Raw genomic sequence first — 9,652 nt, forward strand, 5'->3', positions numbered from 1 at the left:
GCCCATGAACTGCCGCACGCGCTCCCCCTACTCGATCATCTACCGGGCGTTCCGGGATGGATCGTGGCCGATCGGGGCTACTCCAGCCACCGCTTCCGGCAGCACGTCCGAAACGCCGGGGCAAAACCTGCCATCCCGTCCAAGCGCAACGAGGCTCCCGCGCGCTGCCCAGAATGGATCTACACCAACCGCAACATCGTCGAGCGGCTCTGGGCACGGCTAAAGGAATGGCGAGCCGTTGCCACGCGCTACGAAAAGACCGCCGCCAGCTTCAGCGGCGTCCTCTGCCTCGCCGCCGCAATAGATCACCTCAGGTGACGACAGACCCTAGACATGCCCGTGCAGGTCAGTGTCGATGGATAGCAGCTCGGCGCGGGCCTATCATGCCCGCCTTGCCCGGCCTCGGAAAGCCGCCGCGCCGGATCGGCGCAGATCGCAGGATCACGGCCCCAACCGCCTGCGGCATTCGGATGCCCGAGGCGCCAATTCCGTTCCGAGCGGGCCGTAGCTGGCGCCACGATGAGCGGGTGACGATTGCCGGGTGGCGTAGATCGCAACTTCTGGCTACGGGTACTCATCACCCCTGCACACACCAATGCGATGAATGACCCAGCCGGGCATGCGCGAAAAGCCGCTTTGAGCGGCTACGACATCCTCCAGTCGCCCGCGGAGCCCGGCTTCGACGATCTCGTCGCCCTCGCCACCCAGATCTGCGATACGCCCGTCGGCCTCATCAGCTTCGTGGCCAGCGACCGCCAGTGGTTCAAGGCCCGGATCGGGTTTGCCCCCTGCGAGACGCCGCTCAGCCAATCCGTCTGTGCCCACGCCCTCGCCGAGCGGGATATCCTCATCATCCCGGACCTGACGCAGGACCTCCGCACCCGTGACAACACGCTGGTGACCGGAGAGCCGTTCATCCGCTTCTACGCGGGCGCCGTGCTGACGGCGACCAACGGGATCGCGATCGGCACGCTGTGCGTGATCGACAACGAGCCCCGGCCGGAGGGCCTCACCCCGCAACAGGCGTCCGGCCTGCAGGCGCTCGCCCGTCAGGTGATGACCCAGCTCGAGTTGCGGCGGGCCATCCGGGAACGGGATCGCGCGCTCACCACCTCCGACGAGGCGCGCGACGCGCTGCAGATCAGCGAGGAGCGCTTCCGGCTTTCCTCGCGCGCCACGACGGATGTGATGTGGGATTGGGATCGCGAGGGCGATACCTTTCACTGGGACGATGCCCTCACCCGCGTCTACGGCTACGTGGCCTCGACCGTCACACCGACGGCCGCATGGTGGTTTGAGCACATTCATCCGGAGGATCGGGAGCGCGTCCGTCAGAAGGTCCTCAGCGCTACCGAGGTGGGCCCGCGTTGGGCCGACGCGTACCGGTTTCAGCGCGCGGACGGCACGTATGCCGACGTGCTCAATCAGGCGTTCCTGGTCCGAAGCAAGGCCGGACGCGTCATGCGCATGACAGGCGTCATGCTGGACAACAGCGCGCGGGCGGCGGCGGACCAGCACCAGAGCCTGCTCAACCATGAACTCAGCCACCGGCTGAAGAACACCCTTGCCATCGTCCAGGCCATCGCGGCGCAGACCCTGCGCAACGCCGCCAGCTTGGACAGCGCGCGCGACGCCCTGCTGCAGCGCCTGATCGCCCTCGGCAAGGCCCACGACATTCTCCTGGCGAGCAACACCGAGCAGGCCGGGATGGAGGCCGTCATCCGGGGGGCGCTGGCTCTGCACGACAACCAGCAGGCGGGGCGGTTCCGGATCGAGGGACCGCCGCTCGAGATCGGCCCCAAGGCCGCGCTGGCTCTCGCGCTCATGATCCACGAATTGGCGACGAACGCTGCCAAGTACGGGGCGCTCTCGACCGAGGCCGGGCACATCGGCATCCGCTGGCAGATCGAGGCGGCGGGCGACGATCCGCAGCTGCGGCTGTGCTGGACTGAATCGGGCGGGCCGCCGGTCTCGACACCGTCGCGCACGGGCTTCGGAACCCGTCTGATCGAGCGCGGTCTCGCCGGGACCATCGGTGGGACCGTGAGGCTGGTGTACCAGCCGAGCGGCGTCACGTGTGATCTCGTGGCGCCCGTCGCAGGGTTTCAAGAAAAGACGGAGATTTCAGATTGAACGAAAACCGTTCCGCGTGCTTGCTCTAAGCCATGAACAAAATCATTTCGAAGCCAACCGCGCTGATCGTCGAGGATGAAAACATCACGCGGATGGAGACCATGGATGTCTTCGCCGATGCAGGCTTCGACGTGATCGAGGCCTGGACTGGCGACATGGCCCTGCACCTGCTTGGTAGACTCCCGACGATCCAGCTGGTGTTCACCGACGTGCGCATGCCCGGTCGGGTCGACGGCATTCGCTTGGCGCAGCTGATCGCGGAGCGTTGGCCGGAGACCGCCGTGATGGTCTGCTCCGGCCCACTCGCGTTCCGGCCGAGAACCCTGCCCGACAAGGCGCGGTTTTTTCCCAAGCCGTTCAGTCTGAACGAGGTCTCGGCGATGGCCCTGGCGTTGGTGGCCTGAGACCGGCCGCTCCGCGCAGCAGTGTCGGCCACACCGGCCTAGATGCCGCCGCCCTGTTCGGACAGGAGATCGAAGATGTTGCCGGTGAGCGCATGGAGCGCGCACGGCTTGGATACGAAACGTGCTCCGTCCGGCAGATCGGTGCCCTTGGGATTGTTCCGACCGGACAGCACCAGCAGCCTGATCTCGGGCCACCGCGCCGCGACGAGCTTCGCCAACTGATACCCGTTCAATTCGCTGCCGGGCATATCGACGTCGCTGATCAGGACGCGCACGTCGGTACGGGTCGAGAGAAGGTCGACCGCCTGCTCGGAGTTGCAAGCCTCGAACACGATGAGTCCAGCGTCGGTCAGCGCCCCGGCCATGTCCATCAGCTGCACCGGATCGTCGTCGACGATCAGGATGCCGAGCTGGTTCGGGGCTAACGGAGCCCTCTGGCGCGTGGTGAGGGCCGTCATGAGCCGGACGGCCCGCCAAGATGACTCGTGAGGGTCGTGATGCGGGAACCCACCAGTCTCGCCGCCTTGCGCAGCTGCCCCTCCGTAATCGCGAAGCGTTCGGCCCACGCGGCTCGAACGACCCGATCATTGATATCGATGTGCGTGGCGGCTCGGCTGGGTAAGGTTTTTTTGACGAACGACATGCGCTCTTGCTTCGCGTCTTCTCATCGAAGACCGCGCCTCAGATATTCAGTTGGATGGATGTTTGCCAACGCGGGACGTTGTGTAAGGTTGCCTTGTCTCGCGGGTGGACGGTGTCTGCGGCAGGATGGGAAGGCTCCACGGCCGCGGGACCGATGATCTTCCGGCGCGACGCTGCGATGCGCCAGAAGCCCGAGTTCTACCGCGGTCGGACAGCTGCAGATCAATGATCCTGTCGCCGGTTTTAGTCTTCTCTGGCGCGCACGATATCGCGGCGCGGGGCGCTAATTTTTGTCCGAGCCACATTAATGGTTGCGATGATTTCGCCGATGGCGTAGAGATGATAAATCGACTTTTGGCCAGATATTCCGGCCGTCTCGCCTGAACAGGGCGAACGCTCTGCATCTCTCCCATTTTCGACGACCAGAGACCGGGCGCGCGTGATGCGCGCTCGGCCCGATTTCTTGCCTGTATAGATATGGAATACCTATGAGCATCGGCACCGTTAAGTGGTTCAACGACACCAAGGGTTTCGGCTTCATCCAGCCGGATGATGGCGGCAAGGACGTGTTCGTCCACATCTCCGCCGTCGAGCGCGCCGGCATGCGCAACTTGGCCGAAGGTCAGAAGATCTCCTACGAGATGGAGTCCGACCGTCGCACCGGTAAGCAGTCGGCCAGCAACCTTCAGGCCGCCTGAGCCTCGCTGGTACGACCGACGATTTTCGAAGCCGTTCCCTCGGGAGCGGCTTCATCTGTTTCTCGCCGCCTTGGCTGAGTCGGGGCGGACAAAAAGGAATTTCCGTGGGTCAATTCAAAACAGACCAGCTCGTCGATCGTCTCGAAGCGACGGCCAAAGCGCGGCAGGCTACGCTGGCCCGCTTCCGGGCTCGTCCTGCGGCCGATGATCCGGTCGTCCTCGCCCGCCAAGCGGCGCGGCACGCGGTCGTCCAGGCCCGGGACGTGCGGGCGAGCGAGCGGGAGATCGCTCGGCTGGCCGCCGAGGCTGACCGTGAGGCTGCAGCGTTGGCCGCAAAGGAGCGCGCCGAAGCGGAGATCGCCCGTCAGATAGCCGAGAAGGCAGCGCGGCAGGCTGACCTCGCCGCCGAGCAGAAGGCCGCGCGCGACGCACGCTTCGCGGCTCGCAAGGCGCGAGCCCGTCGGTAGGTCGGACTTAGCCTGCAGTACCCGTCACCCAGGAGGACGACCCATGTCGCACAAGTTCAAGATCGGTCAGCATGTCCGGCAGCTGGGGCTCAGCTACGCAGGCAATAAGAGCATCGTCGACGGCCTCTTCGAGGTTGTTCGCCTCACGCCGGACGACCGTTCCGGCGAGCCGACTTACCGGATCAGGTCCGCCAGCGGCGAGCGTGCCGTGCGGGAAGGCGAACTCACCCACGCATCCTGATCGGTTTCGGCCGGTCGGATCAGCGCGTGCAGAGAGCGCGTCCTGTGACGGCTCTCAGTCGGGACTCTCAGGACCGGCGGAGATGCCGCGGGCAGTCTGGAATCAAGTTTGTTGAACGCCATGATGACGAACACGAATGCGCATTCGGCCGACGCGGCGATGATTGAACCCAACCAGACGGCCTTCATCCTCAAGGTGACGCGACCTGACGAGGCCGAGTTGTCGGGGCAATTGGCGATGTTCTACGTCGCCATCACCACCTCCGAGGCCGAGGCGCTGGCCATCGTGCGCCGCGCGGTGAAGGGGGATGCCGATGTCGAGCCGACGGGCGTCCGCCTCTCGCAACAGACGGCCAACGCACTCGCTCTGGAAGCAGGCCTCGCGCGGGCTCTGTGACATCACCGCCAGTCCGACTTCGGCGACGCCGGGATCCGAACCGGCCACTCCTCAGGCGGCGACGCGAACCTGCTCCGAAGCTTGCTCGATGGCGGCGATGACCGCGTCTGGCGCCAGATGCTGGATCATGTGGCCCAGGCCGGGCACGACGATGAGGTGACTGTCGGGCAATTCGCCGTGCAGGCGCTTCGACTGCCGATCGACATCGGCGATCTGATCGGCTCCGCCCACGATGATCACCACCGGGAGCCTCAGATCGCGGTAGTGCTTCTGAAGCTCGGCCGCCGACGGCGTCATCAACGCGGCGTCCTCTGCTGACGCCCGCAGCTGGATCGGCCGCAGCATCATGGCCTTCGGAAACTCTCGGTCGAAACGCTCCGTGACGGCGGCCGGCGCGAACATGGCCTTGAGCAGGGCGGGCTGCAGGATCCGACCGATCACGGGCGAGATCGAGTGGCGCATCAGGTCCCCGATGCCGGGGAGCGCCACCGGGGACGCGAGCACCACATCGGCGCGCAGCGTCGGGTAATAATATCCGGACGCCAAGACGAGGCTGCGCACGAGCTGCGGGGCCTGTAGCGCGAGGGCGACCGCGACCAAAGCCCCCCAGGAGTGTCCGAGGACGACGGCTTGGGCAACGGCGAGCTGCTGAAGCGCCTTCTGGAACAGCGTCGCGTGAGTGCGCGGCGTCCAGAGCCCGCGCGGGCGGTCGCTGTAGCCGTAACCGGGTCGGTCGAAGATGATGACGCGGTGGCGCTCAGCCAGATCGTCGACGATGCCGCTGACGAGAAAGTCTTGGATCATCATGCCGTTGCCATGAATCAGCACCAGCGGCTCGCCGTCCCCCCGCTCGACGTAGTGCAGGCGCACGCCATCCACGGTGAGGAACGCGCCGATCGGTGGCGTCCGTCGCTCGGCCTGCTTCGCCTGGGCGGCCGCATAGAGGGCGGACGCTCCCAGCGCGGTCGCGGAGCCGAGCAGGGTCGGAAGCAGCCACGCTGTTCTTGAACGGCCTGTCATGGGATTGATCCTGTTCACTGGAATGGGGCGTGCCTTCCGATTGCCGAGGGACGGCGAGTCCCCTTCCCACCACGGGAAGAGGCGCCGGTCCGCCGTTTCCGGCGCGGCAGGCGATCGGTGTCGGCAGGATGACGCCGGCTGGGCACTTAGTCGGCGCCGCCATACGGCACGCGGGACGCGTCGGTCTCGGCGCAGCTCCCGCCGGTCTCACTCGGACAGGTTGAAGCCTCTGACATGCCCGGCGGAGCGATGACCCAGTTGGAGGCACGACCGTAGCGGTTGCGGCGCCTATCGCGCGCCCTGCCAACGCACCGTCATCCGACGAAGGGCTAAATCGCCATTCGTCTCCGAAGCGCCCTCCGAATCGAAGGATCGGGCCGACTGGCGCACGATCACGTCGTCCCGCGTGATCGACCAGTCGAACCGGCCGGGCTCCTTCGCCGATGGCATGACCTGTAACTTGTGGGGATCGGATCTGAAAACGATCATCTGATCTGTTCGATGCTCCGATAAGAACCGTTTATTAATCTTCCGGGACCGATATTATAAGTCCTTTGGCAGTCACGCCGACGGCGCCTGACTTGTTTCAGTCGCGGAGGCGGACGCATGCTTCCATGCCTCGACGCTGGCTGCCGTGCTCGCCAGTTGCGAAGCCAAGTATTGCAGCGCTTCCGTGCAACGACCGTCTTCGCGGCGCAAATCAGCAGCGCGAGCCCGATCGTCGCTCGCCGCGACAAGCGAGTCCGCAACGAGCGTCAGTCGTTCGGCGACGCGACGCATCGATTGCGGCCCGGTGAAGCTGGTCCGCGCATCGGTGGCGACGGCCTGAATCAGACCTCCAAGATCAGGCTCGAGAACCATCTCCCAGTGCTGGGCATAATTTGACGCCATCATCTGGCACTTGGTGAACCAGCTGAACTCCAAGCCTGTAAGTCTGGGTTGAGCCATAACGCACTCCTTGCTGGACGGGCTGAATTCACGCGCATGCAGACAGCCGACGGCCGCTGTCCTGCCAAAGCGCCGGCCGATGACGTCACCGTTTGCTCAGGTGGCCAGGTCGACTGGCGACGTAGAGCCGCTCCATCATGTCGAGGGTCGTCCCCGAGATTCGCCATGCCGGGAACTCAGCGCATCACCTGCTGACTGACGTCAGCACGCGACAGGACCCGCGTCCGTCCGACGACACAGTCGCGCGTCGCGGCGATCGCCCGCAGGATGCGGCGACTCTCATAAGATGGTGTGTCGAAAATATTTTACCAGATCAAATAAATATAAATCTGGCGATTTATCGCATATTAGTAATTTTATCCCGGAAAACATGAAACAGGCGCTGATCTGAACGAAATAACGTTCTCGGCGTTTTCAGTACTCGAGCTTCCGTTGCTGTCGTCAAGGAGATCCGCCATGCTCAATCAGAAACGTTTTGGGCGCAAAATATCGATCCCCTCGACGATGGAGATCAAGCGCGATCTGATGGTCATGGCGCATGCGGACACGATCGTGAAGTCCTTCAAGAGTCGTGGCCTTACCAGGGACGAATTCGGGGAAGCGGTTTCGGGCCTGGTCGCTGATGGTCTGCTTTCGCTGGAGCGAGCTTAGGTATTGACCCTCCGCTTCGAGCGCACAGACCCCCAAAGCCCAAGTCTCGTGGATGATCGTGACGCTCGATGATCTGGGAAAGCGACAGCGAAGTGGCTTGGAGATGCGTGCCGCGGATGGCTCTGTCGGCGAACGCCTTGGCAGACCGTGGCGCAGTTTCGTGAGCTGACGCTTGTCGCCAGCCCCCTCGGGAAGTGTCGGCGGGCGGTGCCGTGCAGGCCACGTTTTTGCCGAGGGCTCGAATAAGGGTCCGATCGCGGGCAGCATGACCGCCCAAGGCAACGGCACGTGACACGCATCGTGAGGATTGGTCCCGTGCCATTGTCGGGGCCCCAGCCGCCGACCTGCCGTTGTGCACGGACGAGACGCGCTTGGCCGAGGGGCGGGGGGATGAACGCGGCATCGGCATATCTGCCGGCTCGGCTTGATCAGGCCAGGATGACCTCGATTAAATGGCGGTTCGCCCAGATGGACGTGATGGTCCGGTCGATCTCCCGCAGAAGCAGTTCCGCGGCGGCTCGGGTCTCCGGGCTATTGAGCGGGCCGGCGACGATCCGTGCCTGCTGGGCCCGGCGCAGCTCGGCCGCGGCGAGTTCCTGTTCCGCCTTTGCAAGGATGTCCCGGAGGTAGGCGTCGGGCAGTGTCGGCATGGTGGCAGCCTCCCGTCCATGACATGGATCCCGCCGCGCGACCCGGTCACGGGCAACGCGGCTTCGACGAGCCCGCAGGTCAGACGGTGAAGATCTGCAGGAGGACTCCGAGGCTTCCCAACGCCGCAGTGCTGATCCCACAGACGAGGACGATATCCCCGCTCGCTATGTGCTTCGACACCGGTGCAAACCGGTAGGCTGCCGACGTCAGCGCGATGCCGAGCAACGCAATCGCCAGAGCGACGGCCATCAGAATTGTCATGACAATGATCCTTGTCCGCCAGCGGCGGGACTGACCATCGCGCGGACAAGTGTAACGTGTGAAAGAGACGAAATATCCGTCTGCCACCGGCCAGATTTTCGATTGTCAAAACTCTTGGCGATTTCAGGCGAGACAGTTGCTTTTCACGGTGAAATCGTCGCTGGTCGGCGGAGCGGTGGCCTGACTGATCGTCTTGCCATCCTCCAACACAGTCCTGCTTGAGCGGCCCGATCAGGGCGGACGATCGCGCAGGTTGATCCGCGCGGCGCGGAGATCGGTCGATCGACGCAGGCGGTTCGAATCCGCTGTCCCTCGCTGAAGGGGCCGTTTAGGCGTTTTGCCCCGGCTTCCGGATGAGCGGGGCCCGCTGTCCCATCATAAGATTAGCACTTCCATGCGGCGAGTGCTAACGGTGGGTCGATCAAGCGGCGAAACAATCTCGCCGGTCTCTGTCCCGCGACAGCGCCAATCACCGCGGTTGGATCTCGCTTGGGAACGATCAGGATCTCACAATGAAATTCCGTCCGCTGCACGACCGCGTGGTGCTCCGTCGCATCGAAGGCGAGGAGAAGACCAAGGGCGGGATCATCATCCCCGATACGGTCAAGGAGAAGCCGCAGGAGGGCGAGGTCGTCGCTGTGGGGCCCGGTGCACGCGACGAGGCCGGCAAGATCAACGCGCTCGATGTCAAGGCGGGGGACCGTGTGCTGTTCGGCAAATGGTCCGGCACCGAGGTCAAGATTGACGGCCAGGACCTCCTGATCATGAAGGAATCCGACATCCTGGGCATCGTCGCCTAGCCTCGATCAGGCCGTTCGCGGCCTCGAACGACGACCTTCCCGTCGAGGCGCCCGCTGTGGCGTGCCTTGGGGCCAGACGACAGATGATGAGCGCACCACCATGTCCGCCAAAGATGTTCGCTTTTCGGTTGATGCTCGCGAGGGGATGCTGCGCGGTGTCGAGCTGCTCGCCAGCGCAGTGAAGGTGACGCTGGGCCCGAAGGGCCGCAACGTCGTGATCGAGAAGAGCTTCGGCGCCCCGCGCATCACCAAGGACGGTGTGACGGTCGCCAAGGAGATCGAGCTCGCCGACAAGTTCGAGAACATGGGCGCCCAGATGGTGCGCGAAGTGGCCTCGAAG

At 64.4% G+C, this 9,652-nt stretch carries 16 protein-coding genes; 10 read left to right on the forward strand and 6 right to left on the reverse strand.

Going from position 1 to position 9,652, the window contains the following annotated elements; genetic code table 11:
• The 3 genes from BMY19_RS29820 to BMY19_RS29830 form a co-directional block, all read left to right on the forward strand.
• Positions 1–318, forward strand: a 318-nt coding sequence (locus tag BMY19_RS29820; RefSeq protein WP_139215722.1) for a transposase, incomplete at its 5' end; no start/stop codon positions are given.
• Between the two features lie 318 nt (positions 319–636).
• Entirely contained in the window at positions 637–2,133 is a 1,497-nt protein-coding gene (locus tag BMY19_RS29825; RefSeq protein ID WP_170855256.1) for a sensor histidine kinase, read from the forward strand.
• A 32-nt stretch (positions 2,134–2,165) separates the two neighbouring features.
• On the forward strand, positions 2,166–2,537 hold the full coding sequence (locus BMY19_RS29830; RefSeq protein WP_100253855.1) for a response regulator: 372 nt from the start codon (positions 2,166–2,168) through the stop codon (positions 2,535–2,537).
• Positions 2,538–2,575: 38 nt separating this feature from the next.
• Here the strand turns inward: BMY19_RS29830 and BMY19_RS29835 are convergent, their stop codons facing one another.
• Positions 2,576–2,995 carry a response regulator gene (locus tag BMY19_RS29835; RefSeq protein WP_091683100.1) on the reverse strand — a complete coding sequence of 140 codons (420 nt, stop codon included), beginning with the start codon at positions 2,993–2,995 and terminating at the stop codon, positions 2,576–2,578.
• The gene (locus BMY19_RS29840; RefSeq protein WP_082557719.1) at positions 2,992–3,180 is read right to left on the reverse strand and encodes a DUF3606 domain-containing protein; all 189 of its coding nucleotides are present in this window, start codon (positions 3,178–3,180) and stop codon (positions 2,992–2,994) included. The genes BMY19_RS29835 and BMY19_RS29840 overlap by 4 nt, the downstream gene beginning before the upstream one ends.
• 487 nt (positions 3,181–3,667) lie before the next feature.
• Between BMY19_RS29840 and BMY19_RS29845 the strand changes: the two genes are divergently transcribed.
• The 4 genes from BMY19_RS29845 (at position 3,668) to BMY19_RS29860 (ending at position 4,981) form a co-directional block, all read left to right on the forward strand.
• Positions 3,668–3,877, forward strand: coding sequence for a cold-shock protein (locus BMY19_RS29845; RefSeq protein ID WP_091928736.1), 210 nt, complete (start codon positions 3,668–3,670; stop codon positions 3,875–3,877).
• 104 nt (positions 3,878–3,981) lie between these two features.
• The gene (locus BMY19_RS29850; protein ID WP_091683103.1) at positions 3,982–4,344 is read left to right on the forward strand and encodes a DUF6481 family protein; all 363 of its coding nucleotides are present in this window, start codon (positions 3,982–3,984) and stop codon (positions 4,342–4,344) included.
• A 43-nt stretch (positions 4,345–4,387) separates the two neighbouring features.
• Positions 4,388–4,585 carry a hypothetical protein gene (locus tag BMY19_RS29855; protein WP_056521132.1) on the forward strand — a complete coding sequence of 66 codons (198 nt, stop codon included), beginning with the start codon at positions 4,388–4,390 and terminating at the stop codon, positions 4,583–4,585.
• A 120-nt stretch (positions 4,586–4,705) separates the two neighbouring features.
• The gene (locus tag BMY19_RS29860) at positions 4,706–4,981 is read left to right on the forward strand and encodes a hypothetical protein (RefSeq protein ID WP_244535078.1); all 276 of its coding nucleotides are present in this window, start codon (positions 4,706–4,708) and stop codon (positions 4,979–4,981) included.
• A gap of 51 nt (positions 4,982–5,032) precedes the next feature.
• On the opposite strand, the gene BMY19_RS29865 is transcribed toward BMY19_RS29860, so the two are convergent.
• Both BMY19_RS29865 and BMY19_RS29875 read right to left on the reverse strand, forming a co-directional pair.
• A complete protein-coding gene (locus BMY19_RS29865) occupies positions 5,033–6,001 on the reverse strand; it encodes an alpha/beta fold hydrolase (protein WP_091683104.1) in 969 nt (322 codons plus the stop codon).
• Positions 6,002–6,562: 561 nt separating this feature from the next.
• Positions 6,563–6,949 carry a hypothetical protein gene (locus BMY19_RS29875; protein WP_139215746.1) on the reverse strand — a complete coding sequence of 129 codons (387 nt, stop codon included), beginning with the start codon at positions 6,947–6,949 and terminating at the stop codon, positions 6,563–6,565.
• A gap of 456 nt (positions 6,950–7,405) precedes the next feature.
• Here BMY19_RS29875 and BMY19_RS29880 point away from each other — a divergent pair, with 456 nt between their 5' ends.
• Entirely contained in the window at positions 7,406–7,600 is a 195-nt protein-coding gene (locus tag BMY19_RS29880; RefSeq protein WP_100253856.1) for a hypothetical protein, read from the forward strand.
• A 428-nt stretch (positions 7,601–8,028) separates the two neighbouring features.
• On the opposite strand, the gene BMY19_RS29885 is transcribed toward BMY19_RS29880, so the two are convergent.
• On the reverse strand, positions 8,029–8,250 hold the full coding sequence (locus tag BMY19_RS29885) for a hypothetical protein (RefSeq protein WP_091683110.1): 222 nt from the start codon (positions 8,248–8,250) through the stop codon (positions 8,029–8,031).
• Positions 8,251–8,329: 79 nt separating this feature from the next.
• Complete coding sequence (locus BMY19_RS29890) at positions 8,330–8,512, reverse strand: hypothetical protein (RefSeq protein ID WP_020096511.1); 183 nt, start codon at positions 8,510–8,512, stop codon at positions 8,330–8,332.
• 512 nt (positions 8,513–9,024) lie between these two features.
• Between BMY19_RS29890 and groES the strand changes: the two genes are divergently transcribed.
• Complete coding sequence (groES, locus tag BMY19_RS29895; protein WP_056521150.1) at positions 9,025–9,312, forward strand: co-chaperone GroES; 288 nt, start codon at positions 9,025–9,027, stop codon at positions 9,310–9,312.
• A gap of 100 nt (positions 9,313–9,412) precedes the next feature.
• On the forward strand, positions 9,413–9,652 hold a 240-nt coding region (locus tag BMY19_RS29900), incomplete at its 3' end, for a TCP-1/cpn60 chaperonin family protein (RefSeq protein WP_280141654.1).

The sequence above is a fragment of the Methylobacterium sp. UNC300MFChir4.1 genome, from assembly GCF_900110155.1.
Taxonomy (GTDB): Bacteria; Pseudomonadota; Alphaproteobacteria; order Rhizobiales; family Beijerinckiaceae; genus Methylobacterium.